This is a genomic window from Streptomyces sp. NPDC039736 (assembly GCF_055596485.1).
In genome coordinates this window covers 761,460-777,786 of sequence record NZ_JBVIUQ010000001.1, presented here as the reverse complement: position 1 = coordinate 777,786, position 16,327 = coordinate 761,460, and the positions used below count along the sequence as shown (strand labels likewise).

15 protein-coding genes are annotated in these 16,327 nt (G+C 74.6%); 5 read left to right on the top strand and 10 right to left on the bottom strand.

From position 1 onward, the window contains the following. Positions 1-169: 169 nt before the first annotated feature. A complete protein-coding gene (locus ACZ56L_RS03305; RefSeq protein ID WP_345218445.1) occupies positions 170-1,138 on the top strand; it encodes a LysR family transcriptional regulator in 969 nt (322 codons plus the stop codon). On the opposite strand, the gene ACZ56L_RS03300 is transcribed toward ACZ56L_RS03305, so the two are convergent. Further along, a complete protein-coding gene (locus ACZ56L_RS03300) occupies positions 1,135-1,440 on the bottom strand; it encodes a 4a-hydroxytetrahydrobiopterin dehydratase (RefSeq protein ID WP_401759123.1) in 306 nt (101 codons plus the stop codon). The two genes, ACZ56L_RS03305 and ACZ56L_RS03300, sit on opposite strands and share 4 nt — an antisense overlap. Before the next feature lie 107 nt (positions 1,441-1,547). Here ACZ56L_RS03300 and ACZ56L_RS03295 point away from each other — a divergent pair, with 107 nt between their 5' ends. After that, on the top strand, positions 1,548-2,354 hold the full coding sequence (locus tag ACZ56L_RS03295; protein WP_401759120.1) for a helix-turn-helix domain-containing protein: 807 nt from the start codon (positions 1,548-1,550) through the stop codon (positions 2,352-2,354). A 57-nt stretch (positions 2,355-2,411) separates the two neighbouring features. Here ACZ56L_RS03295 and ACZ56L_RS03290 read toward each other — a convergent pair whose 3' ends face one another. From ACZ56L_RS03290 to ACZ56L_RS03270, 5 genes are all read right to left on the bottom strand, one after another. Next, complete coding sequence (locus ACZ56L_RS03290; protein WP_471060970.1) at positions 2,412-4,202, bottom strand: vWA domain-containing protein; 1,791 nt, start codon at positions 4,200-4,202, stop codon at positions 2,412-2,414. A 132-nt stretch (positions 4,203-4,334) separates the two neighbouring features. Continuing rightward, on the bottom strand, positions 4,335-5,396 hold the full coding sequence (locus tag ACZ56L_RS03285) for an ATP-binding protein (protein WP_345218439.1): 1,062 nt from the start codon (positions 5,394-5,396) through the stop codon (positions 4,335-4,337). Between the two features lie 104 nt (positions 5,397-5,500). Then, positions 5,501-6,874 carry an amino acid permease gene (locus tag ACZ56L_RS03280; RefSeq protein WP_345218437.1) on the bottom strand — a complete coding sequence of 458 codons (1,374 nt, stop codon included), beginning with the start codon at positions 6,872-6,874 and terminating at the stop codon, positions 5,501-5,503. An 81-nt stretch (positions 6,875-6,955) separates the two neighbouring features. Next, positions 6,956-9,103 carry a phage holin family protein gene (locus tag ACZ56L_RS03275; RefSeq protein ID WP_471060966.1) on the bottom strand — a complete coding sequence of 716 codons (2,148 nt, stop codon included), beginning with the start codon at positions 9,101-9,103 and terminating at the stop codon, positions 6,956-6,958. Positions 9,104-9,241: 138 nt separating this feature from the next. Continuing rightward, positions 9,242-9,622: a hypothetical protein gene (locus ACZ56L_RS03270; RefSeq protein ID WP_468685024.1), complete on the bottom strand. Its 381-nt coding sequence runs from the start codon at positions 9,620-9,622 to the stop codon at positions 9,242-9,244. Positions 9,623-9,985: 363 nt separating this feature from the next. On the opposite strand from ACZ56L_RS03270, the gene ACZ56L_RS03265 reads away from it, so the two are divergent. Both ACZ56L_RS03265 and ACZ56L_RS03260 read left to right on the top strand, forming a co-directional pair. Continuing rightward, complete coding sequence (locus tag ACZ56L_RS03265) at positions 9,986-10,759, top strand: MBL fold metallo-hydrolase (protein WP_468684369.1); 774 nt, start codon at positions 9,986-9,988, stop codon at positions 10,757-10,759. A 101-nt stretch (positions 10,760-10,860) separates the two neighbouring features. After that, the gene (locus tag ACZ56L_RS03260) at positions 10,861-11,415 is read left to right on the top strand and encodes a DedA family protein (protein ID WP_468685021.1); all 555 of its coding nucleotides are present in this window, start codon (positions 10,861-10,863) and stop codon (positions 11,413-11,415) included. A 26-nt stretch (positions 11,416-11,441) separates the two neighbouring features. On the opposite strand, the gene ACZ56L_RS03255 is transcribed toward ACZ56L_RS03260, so the two are convergent. The 4 genes from ACZ56L_RS03255 to ACZ56L_RS03240 form a co-directional block, all read right to left on the bottom strand. Then, positions 11,442-12,503, bottom strand: a complete 1,062-nt coding sequence (locus ACZ56L_RS03255) for an MBL fold metallo-hydrolase (RefSeq protein WP_471060962.1) — start codon at positions 12,501-12,503, stop codon at positions 11,442-11,444. 52 nt (positions 12,504-12,555) lie between these two features. Further along, positions 12,556-13,833, bottom strand: a complete 1,278-nt coding sequence (locus ACZ56L_RS03250) for an aminotransferase class I/II-fold pyridoxal phosphate-dependent enzyme (protein ID WP_471060959.1) — start codon at positions 13,831-13,833, stop codon at positions 12,556-12,558. A 196-nt stretch (positions 13,834-14,029) separates the two neighbouring features. After that, positions 14,030-14,833 carry an RNA polymerase sigma factor SigF gene (locus tag ACZ56L_RS03245; RefSeq protein ID WP_471060956.1) on the bottom strand — a complete coding sequence of 268 codons (804 nt, stop codon included), beginning with the start codon at positions 14,831-14,833 and terminating at the stop codon, positions 14,030-14,032. Between the two features lie 307 nt (positions 14,834-15,140). Then, positions 15,141-15,401 carry a DUF4235 domain-containing protein gene (locus ACZ56L_RS03240; protein WP_345218428.1) on the bottom strand — a complete coding sequence of 87 codons (261 nt, stop codon included), beginning with the start codon at positions 15,399-15,401 and terminating at the stop codon, positions 15,141-15,143. A gap of 417 nt (positions 15,402-15,818) precedes the next feature. Here ACZ56L_RS03240 and ACZ56L_RS03235 point away from each other — a divergent pair, with 417 nt between their 5' ends. Further along, positions 15,819-16,202 carry a DUF2795 domain-containing protein gene (locus ACZ56L_RS03235; RefSeq protein ID WP_345218426.1) on the top strand — a complete coding sequence of 128 codons (384 nt, stop codon included), beginning with the start codon at positions 15,819-15,821 and terminating at the stop codon, positions 16,200-16,202. Positions 16,203-16,327: the final 125 nt, after the last annotated feature.

Genomic DNA, 16,327 nt, shown 5'->3' with positions numbered 1-16,327 from the left:
CGCGCCACCGGCCGCCCCTTCCGCCCCTGCCCCGGGGGCGGCGGGGGCGGTCTCGCCGCCCCCGCACGGCTCCGGGGCGGCGGCGGTCCGCGTCCCGGCCGGCAACGGAGTTCCACAGAAGTTCCGCACGTCTCTTGCCGGGGGTAACCCGGGCCCATAACTTGCCGGTATGGAGCTGGAGTTGCGTCACCTGCGGACCGTACGGGCCATTGCCGACGCCGGGTCCCTGACGAAGGCCGCGGCCGCGCTCGGGCTCGCGCAGCCCGCGCTGAGCACCCAGCTCCGGCGCATCGAACGGGCCCTGGGCGGGCCGCTGTTCGACCGCGACCACACGGGTTCCCGGCCGACCCCGCTCGGCGAACTGGTCCTGGAGCGGGCCCGCGTGCTCCTCCCGGCCGTGCGGGAACTCCAGGAGGACGCGGTCCGCTTCGCCAATACCTGGGCGAACCTGGACCGTTTCCGGATCGGCGCCACGCACGGCCCCCTGCTGGGCGGGCTGGTGGACCGGCTGGTCACGGCGCGGCCCGGGGTGCCCGTGACGACGCACACCACCTGGTCGGTGGCGGAGATCAGCGGCATGCTCATCGAGGGACGGCTCGACTTCGCGCTGATCGGCACGTGCGGCGAGAGCCGTCCGCCCGCGCAGGACCGGCTGCACTGGGAGGTCGTGGGCGTCGATCCGGTCTTCGTGATGCTGCCCGAGAGCCATCCGCTGGTGGGACAGTCCGAGCTCGAACTGTCCCAGCTTTCCGGCGAGTGCTGGACGGACGTGCCCGGCGAGGGCTGTTTCGCGGACTGTTTCACGGCCGCGTGCTCCGGAGCGGGATTCGCACCGACGCAGGTGTACGAGACCGACACGGCGTCCTGTGTGCACCTGGTGCAGGTGGGGCGGGCGGTGGGGCTGTGCCGGGCCACCTTCCCGCCGACGCCGGGCGTCGTCACCCGTCCGCTGGCCGGGGCGCCCCTGGCCTGGCGGCACCTGCTGGGCTGGCACCCGGGCGCCCCCGCCGCGGAGGCGGCGAAGGCGGTGTCCGGGTACACGGGCGTGGCCTACCAGGAGGCGATATCCCGCAGCGCGAGCTACACGCGCTGGCTGGCCTCCTCGCGCAGACCGGGCTTCGGCGCGCCGCGGACCTAGTCCGCCCCGTGCCCCGCCGCGATCTCCTCCACCCGCCGGGCCAGGTGGAAGTCCTTCTCGGTCACGGCCTCCCCCGCGCTGTGGGTGTTCACCGACAGCGCCAGCGTGCGGTGGCCGAGCACCAGCTCCGCGTGGTGGTCCAGCTCGTCCTGGATCTGCGCCACATGGACGACCATCGCGGCCGCCGCGAGGTGCGAGCCCAGCCGGTACGTCCGGGCGATCCGGTCCTCCTCCAGCGCCCAGCCGGGAAGCTCCCGCAACCGGTCCTCGATCTCCTTCTGCGACAACGGCTCCGTGGCCATGGCCGGTCTCCCTTCGTTCCTCGGCTGCCCCGCTCACGGGGTACGGACCAGCTTCCCACCGTCCCGGCCCCGGAGGCAGGCGCCCGGCCTCGGTTACCTTCGTCTGCATGACAACCCTCAGCACCGACACCGGAGTCGGCGTCCTGCTGCGCCACTGGCGCGAGACGCGGCGGCTCAGCCAACTGGAGCTGGCGCTGCGGGCCGACTCCTCGGCCCGGCACATCAGCTTCATCGAGACGGGGCGCGCGCGGCCCAGCGCCGAGATGGTGCTGCGGCTCGCCGAGCACCTGAACGTGCCGGTGCGCGACCGCAACGACCTGCTGCTGGCGGCCGGTTACGCCCCGCAGTTCACGGAGACCCCGCTCGACGACCCCTCGATGGGCGCGCTGCGCGCCGGGATCGACCAACTGCTGCGGGGGTACGAGCCGTACCCGGCGGTGGTCGTGGACGGGACGTACAACGTCATCGCCGCCAACAGCGGCATCCAGGCGCTCCTCAGGGGCGTCGCCCCCCACCTCCTCGCGAGCCCGAACGCGATGCGCCTGGCCCTGCATCCGGAGGGCCTGGCCCCGCGCATCCGCAACCTGCCCCAGTGGCGCGGGCACCTGCTGCACCAGATGGAACGGCAGATAGCCCTGCTCAGGTCGGCCCCGCTGCGCGAGCTGTACGACGAGGTCGCGGGGTATCCGCTGCCGCCGGCCCACGACGGGGCGGACCGGGAGGCGCAGGCGCCCGAGGCGCACTTCGCGCTGCCGCTGCGGATCGAGCACGAGGGGCGGGTGCTGTCCTTCGTGTCGTCGATCTCCACCTTCAACACGCCCATGGACGTGACGGTCGCCGAGCTGGCCATCGAGACGATGCTCCCGGCGGACCCGGACACCGTCGCCCACCTGCGGGAGCGGGCCGCTCCGTAGCGTCGGCCGCCCGAGCCGTCCGCGGCGGCGGAGGCCTCGCAAGGGGACGCGCGCCGGCTACCTCACCCGGAAGACCGGGCCGCGCGCGGTGAACGGCAGCGACGCGCCCTGCGGGATCAGGAACGCGTGCTCGCGCCTGATCCGCAGGACGTCGGTCCACCCGTCCGTGATGACCAGCAGCGGCGCCGACGCCGGGAAGTCGTCGGCCCGCAGCAGCAGGTCGATGCCCGGCTGGAGCGCGGTCCCGCCGCGCCCGCGCACCTTCACCCGGCCCGCGATCCCGGTGGGCGGCAGATAGCCCGCGTCGTACGGCGCGGCGTCGCAGAACACGACGCGCGCGGCCGGTACGTCGCGGGCCTCGGCGTACGAGGCGATCGCGCCCAGGGCCTTGCCGAGCAGCGTGCGGTCCATCGACCCGGACGTGTCGAGGACGACGCCGAAGGTGCAGCGGGCGGTCTCCTCGGGCGGGAAGTACCGCCCGGCGCGCGGAATGCCGGGGGTGGAGGCCTGCCGCCGCGACGGCCGGGAGTACGTCCGCAGGGCCTGCGGCCGGGGCACGAACTCGTCGAACCAGCGCGCCAGCCGGGCGTCCCACGGCACGGGCGGGTGGCTGAGCGCCTTGATCTCCTCCACCAGCCCGGCGGGCAGCAGCCCCCGCTCTCCGTACGCGTGCAGGTCGAAGCCCCTGGTCAGGCCGCGCCGGTAGAACTCGTCGAGGTCGACGTAGTCGCGGACCTGCCCGATGGGGCGGTCCAGGATGTCGCCGCGGCCCTTCCCGCGCAGGGTGGCGAGCCTCCGCTGCCGCCGCAGGTCGGTGGCGATGCGGTCGTACACCTCCTCGGTCGACAGCCCCTTCAGCGCGGCGTCGTACAACAGCCCCTCGGGCATCTCGCCGACCCGCATCTCGACCAGCCACCCGTTGACGACGTAGTCCGCGGCGACGTTGAAGAGGTACGGATCCCGCCCTCCGGCGCGCTCGCCGTGCCGCAGGGCGGCGTGCAGCATCTCGTGCGCGAGGACGAAGCGCCACTCCTCGTCGTCGAAGCGCCGCAGCGGGTTGACGTAGATCTCCCCGGCGGTGGCGTCGACGGCGGCGACGGAGATGTCGTGCGTACGGGCCAGCTCGGCGTCGGCGACGACCTTCAGGCCCGCCGCGATGCCGCCGAGCAGCGGGTAGGAGGACACGAACCAGTTGAGCGCGCGGTCCCAGGGGTGCTGGCTCCGCCGCGCCCCGGTCAGGGTGTCGCGGCGGCCGCCCGCGACGTCCATGGCGGCGGAGACGGTGCGGGTGAGGGCGTGCGCGAAGGCGAGCTGGTGGTCGGGGACGGGCTCCCCCCAGAAGTTCCACGGCAGGAGGACCTGGTCGGGCTCGCTGCCGTTGGTCCCGCCGTACCGGAAGCGCTCCGGGATGCCGTCGCGGTGCCAGCGGGCGGCGAGCTCCTCCTCGTCGCTGCCGGGGTAGGAGGCGGCCAGGCCGTCCGGGGCGCGGCCCACGGGCGAGCCGGTCAGGAACCGGTTCACGACGGTGCAGCGGGCGGCGAGCTGGGCGGGGGTGGGCCGGGGCCGGTCGCCCTTGTGGGCGGGGACGTGGCCGAAGCCCAGGTGGAGGAGGGCGTGGGCGAGGGCCCAGGCCCAGTCGCGGGGGTCGGCGCGGTGCTTGGGGTGGGCGTGCAGGGTGCCGTTGGAGTCGACGGAGACGAGGCCGTCGTACGACACCTGGGTGCACTTCTCGGCGCGGCAGACGGTGGCGGAGACGGCGGCGAGGGCCGGGTTGCGCTTGACGAGAGCGAGGCCGGCGGCGAAGGCCTCGGCGGCGGGATCGTTCTTCTGCTTCTTCCCGTTCGGCACGGGGCTCCTTGGGGGCGGCTGAGGCGCGGGGCGGTCAGGGGCGGGGAGCGGGGGGCGGCTGCGACGGCCAAGGGGCTGCGGGGGTTGCCCGTACCGCACCCCCGCGCACGCCCCCGCCCCCGTCCCCGCCCCTCACCTGCGTGCCTCCACCAGCCGTGGCATGTCGCGGGCCGCCTCGACCAGGAACCACGGCGGAAGCACCGGCTGGCCCGAGTCGTCCTCCGCGATGACCGTCTGCGCGACCTCCACCGAGATCTCCGCCAACTGCACCAGCAGCGACTTCGCCCGGTAGGCGGTCTGCTGCATGCTCGGCGACACATGCGCCCGCTCCGCGGGCAGCTCCTTCGCCAGCCGTCCCCGGAAGGCCTCCGCCAGGTAGTACAGGAGGTCGCGGTCCTCCAGCCGGTTCGGCCACGACGCGTCCCCCTTGAGGATCGCGTCGAGCCCGTACGCATGACGGACGATCTTCGCATACCCGCAGAAGGACACCGCGTGCGCCGGCGTCAGCGTCCCGTGGGCGACGACCTTCAGCGTCTCCTCGTCCAGGGACGGCCCGAAGGAGTGCAGCGCGTCGGAGAGCATGTGCCAGGAGCGCGGCGTGGAGAAGGGTTCCTCGGTCTTCGGCGCGGGCGACCACAGGTGGTCGGGCCTGTCGCCCAGGTAGTCGACCACCCACGGGTGGATCCCGTTCTCCCCCGCCCACACCAGCCAGTCCGTCGCCGAGGCCCGCAGGTGCACATGGGTGAGCCGGTTGACCAGCGCGGACGCGATCGGACGGGCCAGCGCGTTGTCGGAGGACCGGTTGCCCGCCCCGATGACGATCGACCCGGCGGGCAGCTCGTAGGAGCCGATCCGGCGGTCGAGGATGAGCGAGTAGAAGGCCTTCTGGACGTCGGGCGTCGCCGCGTTCAGCTCGTCCAGGAACAGGCAGTACGGCTCGTCCCGCGCGATCGCCTCCGGCGGGCAGAACACGGACCGCCCGTCCCGGATCTGCGGCACCCCGATGAGGTCCTCGGGCGCCAGCTGCGTACCGAGCAGGCTCACGCACTCCAGGCCCAGCGAGTCCGCGAACTTCCGCACCAGCGAGGACTTGCCGATGCCGGGCGCGCCCCACAGGAAGACGGGCCGGACGGTCGCCAGGCCGAGCAGCAGCTCGGGCATCCGGGCGGGAGTGACGGTGACGGCAGCCTGCACGCGACGGGTCCTTCACAGCAAAGGGGATACGGGGGTGAACGAATGTCCGGTACGCGCCATCATGGGCGTACCGGACATCGGTCCGCATCCGAATTAAGCGCCCGTCAGGCGGCAGCCGCCCGCTTCCTGCGCGCCGACATGACGGCGTACACGACCACGCCCACGAACAGGAAGAGGACTCCCTGGTAGACCGCCGCGTACCCGGACCCGGCGACCAGCCACATCGAGAAGCCCGTGGCCAGCGCGGCGAGTACGCCGTCCCGCACCAGCCGCCCGCGGTCGACCCGCCCGGACTGCCCGGAGATGAGGAAGTACAACTGGGCGGCGGTGGCGAGCAGGTACGGGACCGTCGCCGTGAACGTGGTGACCAGCACCAGGATCTCGAAGACGCCGTCCGAGCCCGCCGTGTAGTTGTAGACGGTCAGCAGCGACGCCAGGACCACCGTCACGAGCACGCCGACGGTCGGCACCCCGCGCTTCTTCGTGGCGAAGACGGACGGGAAGAGCCCGTCCTTGGCGGCCGCGTACGGGGTCTGCGCGCTGAGCAGCGTCCATCCGTTGAGCGCGCCGAGGATGGAGATCACGGCGGCGCAGGCCACGACCGTGCCGCCCCAGGTGCCGCCGAACATGTGGTTGACGGCGTCCGAGAAGGGCGCGCCGGAGTCGACGAGCCGGTCGTGCGGGACGTTGCCGAAGACCGACAGCGTGCCGAGCAGGTAGACGAAGGCCGCGCCGAGGGTGCCGAGGACGGTGGCGCGGCCGACGTTGCGCCGCGGGTCGCGCACCTCGCCGGCGCTGACGGCGGCCGACTCGACGCCCAGGTAGGAGAAGAGCAGGATCGCGGCGGACGCGGAGACCGCGCCGACCGCGCCGGAACCGTCGGCCCGGAACGGGCCGAGGTTGTCGGCGGAGAAGGTGAAGAGGCCGCCCACCGCGACCAGCAGCAGCGGGGCGAACTTGAGCACCGTCGCGACGACCTGCACCGCGCCCACGTACCGCGTGCCGGCGAAGTTGGCGGCCGCCGGCAGCCATTGGACGACCAGCGCGGCCAGCATCATGGCGAACTTGGAGTCGCCGAGCGGGACGAGCACGTCGAGGTAGCCGACGGCCGCGACGGCGAGCGCCGCGTTCGACACCCAGGCGGTGATCCAGTAGCTCCAGGCGGAGAGGAAACCGGCGAAGTCGCCGAAGGCCTCGCGGGCGTAGACGTACGGACCGCCCGTCCGCGGGTGCTGGTGGGCGAGCTTGCCGAAGACCAGCGCGAGGCAGATCGCCCCGAGGGTCAGCAGGCCGAACGCGAGGAGGCTGATGGTGCCGAAGGGGGCCACGGACGCCGGCAGCAGGAAGATCCCGCCGCCGATGATGTTGCCCATGACCAGCGTCGTGGCGGCCGGCAGGCCGAAGCGCCGCGCGTGCTTGCTGTGTCCTTCGGGGTGCTCAGCCGGATCCGACTGGGGAGCGGTTCCGGTGTCGTGCATGGGGTGGTGCCTCTCGCCGTACGAAGTGCCCAGGGTCGCCGGGCGACGCCCATGGTCGGGTACGGGGAAGCATGCGCAAAATCACGCCTTTTCATCCTGTACGGCACGGCTTGCCACCGGAAAAACTTCTTCCGCTTCCGCTTCGGGCCGGGATTCCTGCGCGGTGCCGACGGGCACCTGGGGCCCCTGGCATTCACGCAGCCAGCGGCGGAAGACCTGGTGGAGGGCTTCCGCGCCGACGAGCTCGGCCCCCTCGGGGGCGGGCTGCGACAGGGCGAGCGGCCACAGCAGGAAGGGGCGCGACTGTTCGCCGCCGAGGCCGCCGTGCGAGCCGATCTGCGCCTCGAAGGCGTGCACCCGGCCGGTCTCCGGGTCGTACGAGGAGTTGACCATGATGTCGGCGGCGTGCGGGAAGGCGTCGGTGCGCCGGATCGTGTCGGCCGCGCCCTCGCCGAAGGGCGTCAGCGGGCCCTCGCCGTCGCGCAGTTCGGCCAGCGGGACCTCCGCGCCGTGCCCGCCGAGCACCACCGCCCCGTGCTCCTCGCTCCGTACGAGCAGGAAGCCGACGCCCGGATGACCGGCCAGCATGCGCAGCAGGGCGGGGTGGCGGCGGTCGATCTCCTCGCGGGAGGCACGCCCCTCGATGTCGGGGAAGCTGATCAGGCCGAGGTTGCCGGAGGCGAGCACGATCGGGTCGGAGTCGTCCGACCCGGCGGGGCGGGAGAGCGCCGCCTCGTTGAGGTCGACCGGCCGGTGCAGCACCGTACGGACGGCGTCGCGGGCCTCGGCGCCGCTCCTGGTGCGCTGGGCGCGGCGCGGGACGGGCAGCCCGCAGCTCGCGCGCACGTAGTCGCGCAGGGTCAGGCCGAAGCGGGCCTCGAAGGTCTCGCCGGGGCTCTGGCCGTGGTCGGAGAGCAGCACGATCCGGTAGGCGCGCGGGGCGTGTTCGGCGACCCCGGCGATCAGTGCGAGCGAACGGTCGAGGCGGCGCAGGATCGCGTCGGCGTCCCGGCTGCGCGGCCCGGAGTGGTGGGCCACCTCGTCGTACGAGACGAGGTCGGCGTAGACGGCGGTGCGGCCGGAGAGGACGTCCCCTATGACGGCGGCGACCACGACGTCGCGCTGGACGACCGTGGCGAAGGCCCGGATGAAGGGGTAGAGGCCGCCGCGCCCGACGCGCGGGCTCTCCTTGCGCAGCCGCGAGCGGACGGAGGAGTGGATCTCGCGGCAGACCTCGGTGACGAAGGACATGGCGGTGCGGACGGCGTTGGCGGGGTCGGAGAAGTACGCGAAGTACCCGGCGCGGGAGCGGTTGCTGGGGCCGCGGCGGGCGGCGATGGACAGGACCAGGGCGAGCTGGTCGGCGCCGCCGGAGAAGAGGTTGCCGCGGCTGGCGCCGTCGTAGGTGAGCAGGCCGCCGTCACCGGTGCGTTCGATCGCCCGGTGCTGGAGCTCGGCGGTGCTGGCCGGGCTGGAGCACACCATGGTGCGCCCGGTCTCCTTCTCGTACCAGCGGAAGGCGGGCACGTCGTGGTTGGTGCCGTGCAGGATGCCGAGCTGGCTGGCGCCGGTCTGGCTGGACCAGTCGGTGCGCCAGGCGGTGAGCCGGTGGCTGGGCAGGGCGCCCTCGACCAGGGCGGCGACGGTCGGCATCAGCCCCCGGTCGAGGGCCCGCTTGAGCGTGTCGTGGCCGAGGCCGTCGAGCTGGAGGAAGACGGTGCCGGGCATGCCGTGCCGCCCGGCGTCCCGCCCGCCGCCGCGGCGGCGCAGCGCCAGCCGGGAGAGCCTGCGCCGGTAGGCCTCGTCGTCGCGGACGGCGAGCGCGGTGGAGGTGGCCGAGGCGACGGCGGACATGACGGCGGCGACGACCACCGCGGTCTCCGGGTCGGCCTTCCCGTTGCCCTCGGGCAGCACGCTGAGCGCGGCCAGCAGCAGCGAGCCGTTGATGAAGAAGGCCAGCAGCCCCAGCACGAGCGCCGGCACGAGGAGCAGCGCGCGCACCACGAGGGGCCACACCAGCGCGGACAGCAGCCCGAACGCACCGGCCGCCCACACGGCCGTGAGGGCGACGTCGGTCAGGGACTGCGAGTCGTCGCCCTGGAGCTGGAACTCCGGGAGGATTCCGGCGAGCGCCAGCAGGGTGAGCGTGGACACCGCCCAGACGGTGGTCACGCGCAGCAGCGTGCCGCCCGCACGCCAGCCGATTCTTCGCCAACGCCGTTCGGCCACCACGCCGCGCCCACCCCTGTCGGTCGTCCTCGGCCCCCCGGTGCTGCTCGGGCCCCTGCTGTCCGGCCAGCCTGTCACAGCGGGCGGGCCGCGCCCGGTACGACCCCGTCACGGCGGGACGCACCGCCCGTGCGGGCGTCAGCAGCCGTCATAGCCGGCCGTGGGCATGGACAGCCTGCGGTGCACCCCGGCCTTCATGGCCGCGCTGTAGACGGGTTCGTCGAGCCCGGCGGTCTCCAGCCGGACGCCGCGCCGCTCGCACTCGGCGAAGAAGTCCGCGACGGAGCGCACGGCGCGGTCCAGGACGCGTTCGTTGGCGGTGACGAAGAAGTCGGCGTGCCCGGCGTCGATGTCGGCCCACAGGGCCCGGTGGTCGTGCGGCAGTGCGTGCACGACGAGTTGGCGGGTGACAACGTACCCCTTGTCGGCGGCCCAGCGGGCGCACATGGCGTGCTGGCTGCGGGTGTCGACGAGGAAGGGGTCGCGGTCGAGCTCTTCGAGGGGGGTGAGGCTGGCGATGACGGCGACCCGGACGTCCGCACGGGGCGGGGCGCCCGCCGCCGGGGCCGCTTCCCCCGGGACCGGGGCCGCTTCCGCCGGGACCGGGGCCGCTTCCGCCGGGGCCGGGGCCGCCGAGTCCGTGGTCGTGCCCGTCGGATTCGCGGCCGTGCCTAACCCGGCCGCGCCCGCCGTGCCCGCCGTGGCCGTGTCCGCCGCCGAGGAGTGCGTACGCGACTCGTCCATGACCCGTCCCCTTCGCCGCTGTCGCCGCCGACCCTACTCCGGTCCCCCGGGTGGCGAGGAGGAGCGCACGGGTGGCGCGGCGCGTCCGAAGGAGCGCCGTAGGGTGGTCCGCACGTCGCGGAGGGAGGGCGCATCACTGTGAGCAGCGCCGGAACGGTCATCACCTGGTGGGGTCATGCCACCTGCACGGTCGAGGACTCCGGGGTGCGCGTGCTCACCGACCCGCTGTTCGTGCGCCGCTTCGCGCACCTGCGGCGGCGCAGGGGCGCGCTGCCGACCGCCGACGCCGCCCGCGCCGACGTGGTCCTCATCTCCCATCTGCACTCCGACCACCTGCATCTGCCCTCCCTGGCCCGGCTGCCCGCGGGCACGCTCGTGGTGGTGCCGCGCGGGGCGGTGCGCGCGGTCCCGGCGCTGCGCCGCCTGCGCACGGTGGAGGTGTCCGCGCGGGACGGCGTCCGCGTCGGGGCGCTCACCGTCCGCGCGGTGCACGCCGAGCACGACGGCCGCCGCCTCCCGGTCGGCCCGCACCGCTGCCCGGCGCTCGGTTACGTCGTCGAGGGCGCCTCCTCGACCTACTTCGCGGGGGACACGGGCCTGTACGACTCCCTGGCCGAGGCCGTGGGCCCCGTCGACACGGCGCTGCTCCCGGTCGGCGGCTGGGGCCCGAACCTGGGCCACGGCCACCTGGACGCGGGCCGCGCGGCGCAGGCCCTGGCGGCGCTGGCCCCCCGGCACGCCGTGCCGGTGCACTACGGGACGTACTGGCCGATCGGTCTCGACGCGGTGCGGCCGCACGAATTCCACGCGCCGGGGGCCGAGTTCGTCCGCAAGGCGGCGGTGCTCGCGCCCGAGGTGGCCGTGCACCGGCTGGAGCACGGCGAGAGCGTGCGGACGGCGGACGGCCGGTGAGCGGGGGCGGGCGGGTGCCGGCGCGGTGGGTGCTGGACGTGGCGCAGGCGGTGGACGTGCAGGTGCCCGCCGAAGCGACCCAGCAGGCGCTCGGCTACCCGATGCTCTTCGCGCTGGTGGTGCTGGGCGCCCTGGTGCCGGTGGTCCCGACCGGCGCGCTGGTCAGCACGGCGGCGGTGGTGGCCCTGCACCAGAGCGTCCCGGCGCTCTCGCTGGCGGTCGTCTTCCTGGTCGCGGCCTCCGCCGCCTTCGTCGGCGATCTGTCCCTGTACTGGCTCGGGGTGCGGGGCGTCCGCTCCGAGCACGGCTCGAAGTGGCTGGACGCGCTGCGCAAGCGGGCCCCGCAGCACCGCCTGGACCAGGCCCGGAACAAACTGGAGAACCACCGCTCCCAGGTGCTCACCCTCTCCCGGCTGGTCCCGGCGGGCCGGATACCGGTGATGCTGGCCTGTCTGCTGGCGAAGATGCCGCTGCGCCGCTTCGCCCGCGGGGACGTGCCAGCCTGCCTGGCCTGGGCGGCGGCCTACCAGTTGATCGGGGTGCTGGGCGGCAGCCTCTTCGCCCGCCCCTGGCAGGGGGTGGCGGCGGCGATCGCGGTCACGCTGCTGATCAGCGGTGTGCCCTCGCTCTGGCGCAGGGTGCGCCGGTCCGCCTGAGGACCGCTTCCAGGGCCCGGCGGGGGTCAGTCCAGGACCTGCGAGGCGCCCACGCCCAGGTCCCAGAGGTCCTCGCGGGGCCGGCCCGAGGCCGCCCAGGCCGCGCGGACCCGGGTCAGGGGTTCCAGCACCGGTTCGGCGGACAGGACGAAGGTTCCCCAGTGCATGGGGGCCATCCGGCGGGCCCCCACGTCGCCGCACGCCCGCACCGCCTCCTCCGGGTCCATGTGCACGTCCTGGAGCCACCACCTGGGGTGGTACGCCCCGATGGGCAGCAGCGCCAGGTCGATCCCCGGATGGCGCTCGCCGATCTCCCGGAACCAGTGCCCGTACCCGGTGTCCCCCGCGAAGTACACCCGCTGCCCGGCGCCGTCCGACAGCACCCAGCCGCCCCACAGCGTCCGGCAGGTGTCGGTCAGCGACCGCTTGCTCCAGTGGTGCGCGGGCACGAAGTCCAGCCGTACGCCGCCGAGTTCCGCCCCCTCCCACCAGTCCAGCTCGGTGACCCGGGTGAACCCCCGCCGGCGGCACCAGCGCGCCAGCCCGGCCGGTACGAACAGCGGGGTGTCGCGCGGCAGCCGCTTCAGGGTGGGCGCGTCGAGGTGGTCGTAGTGGTTGTGGCTGATGACGACGGCGTCCACGGGCGGCAGGTCCGCCCAGCGCACGCCCACCGGCGTCACCCTGGGCGGCGTCCCGAGGATCTTCCGGGACCACACCGGGTCGGTGAGCACGGTGAGCCCGCCGACGCGCACCACCCAGCTGGCGTGCCCCGCCCAGGTGACGGCCACCGCGGAGGCGTCCACGGCCGGCAGCGGCCCGGGCTCGTACGGCAGCCGGGAGACGTCCCGCAGGCCGTCGCGCCCCGGCCGGATGGCCTTCTCGCGGGCCAGCCGGGCCAGTGCCCGTACGCCCGGGAGCGGGGCGGTGAGGCGGTCGGCGAAGGTGCGGGGCCAGGGGGCGGTGCGGATCTCGCCGACGGGGCGGGTGACGGGGGCGGGCGCGGCCGTCCGGGGGTGTTCCGCGAGGCCGCCGGGGGTGCGGCCGGCGGAGCGTTCCGGCGGGTCGGTGAGTTCGGTCTGTTCCGTCATCGAGAGGCTCCGTTCGGTGGCGTGCAGCGGTACCGCGGCCGGGGTCCGCGCGTCATGTGCGGCGGGCGCGGCCCAGTTCGGCGAGGGCCGCCGCCAGGTGGTTCAACGCTTGCTCGGGATGCGGCAGTTCAAGCGGGTCCCGTGCCCTCAGGGACTCGGTGCGCTGCGCGGGGGTTGCTCCCAGCAGCGGCGCGGTGGACAGCCGTACGCACAGGGCCCCCGGCGAGTCGCCGAAGCGGTGGCCGCCGGGGACGGGGGTGCCCAGGCGGGCGGTGAGGTACTCCTCCAGCTCCGTGGAGTCGGTGACGCCGCGCTCGGCGAGCCCCGCGCGCAGCGGCCCGAGGTCCGCGTAGAGGTGCCGTCCGGCGACCGGCGGCAGGGCGAGCGCCCCGGCGTCGAGGACCGCCCGGTGCAGCGCGCCCTGGACGCGGGCGTGCAGCGCGGCGGCGACGGCGGCCCGCTCGACGACCGGCCCGGGGTCGTCCAGGGCGTACGCGGCGGCCTCCGCGACCGGTGCGGGGACGGTCGCGCCGAGCGCGGCGAGCACGTCGAGGGCGCGGGCGCGCAGGGCCGCGCCCGCCGCGGTGGCGGGCACCCGGGCGACGGCGACGGGCCAGGTGGCGGGGGTGAACGCGCCCGCGAGGTCGGAGAGCACGACGACCTGGTCGGGGAACATCTCGGCGGGGCTGAAGAAGACCGTCTCGCGGGGCCGGTGCACGGTGTCGCGCCAGGTCTCGTCGCTGACCACGGTGAGCCCCTCGGCGACCGCGACCTCGCAGACGGCGCGCACCGTCCCGGGCGGGGCCAGGGTGGCCGTCGGGTCGTCGGGCACGGACAGCAGCAGGAGCCGGGGCCGGCCGCCCTCGGCCCGTATCCGCGACACGGTCTCCAGCAGGGCGTACGGATCGGGTACGCCGCCGCACTCGGCCGGTGTCGGCACGTGGAACGAGGAGCGCACCCCGGCCAGCAGCCGCACCTGGGCGGCCCACCAGGCGGGGCAGGGCCGGGGCAGCAGCACATCGCCCCCGGCGGCGGCCATCAGGGCGAACAGCAGCGGCGGCCCGCCGGGGGCGGCGAGCACCGCGTCGGCCTCGACGCCGATGCCGCGTCGCCGCCAGTGGCCGACGGCGGCGGCGCGCAGGGCCGCGCCGCCGCCGGGCGGCTCGCAGCCGGTGCGCCCCACGGCGGCGGCCAGCACGTCGGCGAGCTCCGGCAGGACGGGCAGCCCGGGGTCGGGAGCGGGCGGCCCGTGACGGACCCGCCCGCGCTCGGCGGCCTGGGCCCGCCCTTCCGCGGCGCGCGCGGGGTCCTCCGGAGCCGTCCGCTGCATGCCTGAAACCTCCGCCGGGTGCCGGGATCACGTCGCCAGGACTTCCGCCCTGACCCCTTTGCCCTTTATACGTAGCCCTGCGGCGGACCGCCTCCCGTACGGAAGGGCTCGGTCCGCCGACGGCACGGCGGCAGACATGGAGCGGTGGGTGCGCGCGGCACGGGCCGCACGCACCCACCGCGTGCGGGGGCGGGTCTCAGGCGGCTTCCTTCAGCGCCTGCGCCCGCAACTGGGTGCAGCACCGGGTGATCAGCCGGGAGACGTGCATCTGGGAGAGGCCGAGGTCCTCGGCGATGCTGCTCTGCGTCATGTCCCGGAAGAAGCGCATGTACAGGATCTTCTTCTCGCGCTCGGGGAGCCTGCGCAGGCCGGGCTTGATGGCCTCGCGGTCGACGATCACGTCCAGCGCGGGGTCGACGCCCCCGATGGCGTCGGCCAGCGAGTAGCCGTCGCCGCTGCCGGGGAGTTCGGCGTCCAGGGACAGCGCGCTGAAGGAGTCCAGCGCTTCCAGTCCGGCGAGCGCCTCCTCCTCGGTCATCCTGGCCTGCGCGGCGATCTCGGCGACCGTCGGGGAGCGGCCGGCCATCGTCTGGGCGAGTTCCTGGTGCGCGGTGCGGACCCGGTTGCGCAGGTCCTGGACGCGGCGCGGGACGTGCAGGGTCCACATGTGGTCGCGGAAGTGGCGCTTGATCTCACCGGTGATGGTCGGCACGGCGAAGGACTCGAACACCGCCCCGTGCTGCGGGTCGTACCGGTCGACGGCCTTGACCAGCCCCAGGGCGGCCACCTGACACAGGTCCTCCAGCGACTCCCCGCGGTTGCGGAACCGCCCGGCCAGCCGCTCGGCCATCGGCAGCCAGGCGTTGACGATCTCCTGCCGGATCACCTCGCGCTCACGGCCCTCCGGCAGGCCGGCGAGCCGCCGGAAGGCCTCCGTGGTGTCGGGTGCGTCGTCGTGCGGATGCCGGTGCGGGCGGGTGCGCGGGGTCTGAGTGCGCATCGGATGGCTCCCTGGAACCTCTGTCACGGTGCAGACGGATGGGTGTCACCGTGGGAAGGAGGGGAGCCGGGCCCGGGCTCCGCGCCGAAGTCACTCGGAACACGCCCGGAGCACTGTCCACCGCTCCCACGGACGTGCCTCCGGTCCGAAGCACGGGGTTCGCCTGCCCTGGCCCGTCCGCGGCAAACGGGGCGCGGCGGGATCTGTGACGCGGGGCACATCCGGGTGCGGGCGGCCACGACGACGGCGGTGGCCGCCCCGTGGTCGCCGGGGAGGCCACGGCCGTACGGCCGTCGCTGTCGGGGTGTCAGTCCGGCCAGTAGCCGGTGATCTTGCGGACGGCGACGGCGCCGCCGCGCTCCACCGAGGTGCGGACGACGGCGAAGATCGCCCCTTCGAGGGCGACGGCGGGCAGGATCTCGCGCCACGGGCGGTCCCGGTCCAGGCCGTCGGGGGCGTCGTCCTCGCCGGTGACCATCTTCCAGGTCTTGCGGAAGGCGAGTCCGGCGAGCATGCCGCCCGCCATGCCGAAGATCAGTCCCAGTGGCTTGTACAGCACTTTGCCCATGTCAGGCCTTCCTCCCCCGCATCACGTCCAGGGGTGTCGGTTCGCGCTCCGGACCCGCCGCGGGCGGGGGGAGCAGTACGTCTTCGCAGGCCCCGAGCGCGAGTACCGCTCCGGGCACGCGTACGGGCGGCAGCACCGCCAGGGGTGCCCGGCGCCCCGGGAGGGAGGGGAAGCCCACTCCGGGCGCGGCCCCCGCACACGCCGTCCCTGACGGTTGCGGAATCCGCGCCCGGAGCCCATCCCTATCCCAAGGCGGCCTCGCGGCCGACGTTCGGGTCCCCCGGGGCGCGGATCCCAAACCCGGCGTCCCTCCCGGACAGTCGGCGGGGTACGGGGATCCGGGGCGGGCGGGATGTTTGGGGACCGTGTGTCGGGTACCAGCCCACAACCCCCGAATGAGCTTGGAGTGATGCATTCATGCAGCGAGGCAGCGACCGCGTCAGCCGTAGGCAGGACGACGAGATGAAGCACGAGCTGCAAGGACTGCTGCGGTCCGGACACCCGACCAGGACCGAGGAGTGGCACGACCCCGAGCCGGTCGCGGACGACGACCCGGAACTGGCGTCGGACATGACCCCCCGGCCGGGACTCACGGGCGAGTTCGAGAAGGTCCGCTTCGACCTGGCGCGGCACCTGGGCCGTACCCGCTTCCCGGCGGACCGGGACGCCGTGGTGTCCATGCTGCGCCACGACAACGCGCCCGAGCCGCTGTGCGAGCGGATCTCCGCGCTGGCGGAGGACTCGGTGTTCGCCAACATCCAGGAAGTGGCCGTGGCGGCGGTGCCCGGGGGCGCGCACTGACCGCGGGCCGGGCCCGCCCGGCGCCCGCCGCACGCCCGGCGCCCGCCGGCCTCGCACCTCGGCCGGAGAGGCGGCAGGGCCGAAGGAGAAGACCGGGAGGACGGAACCGAACGCAGGCGGCCCAC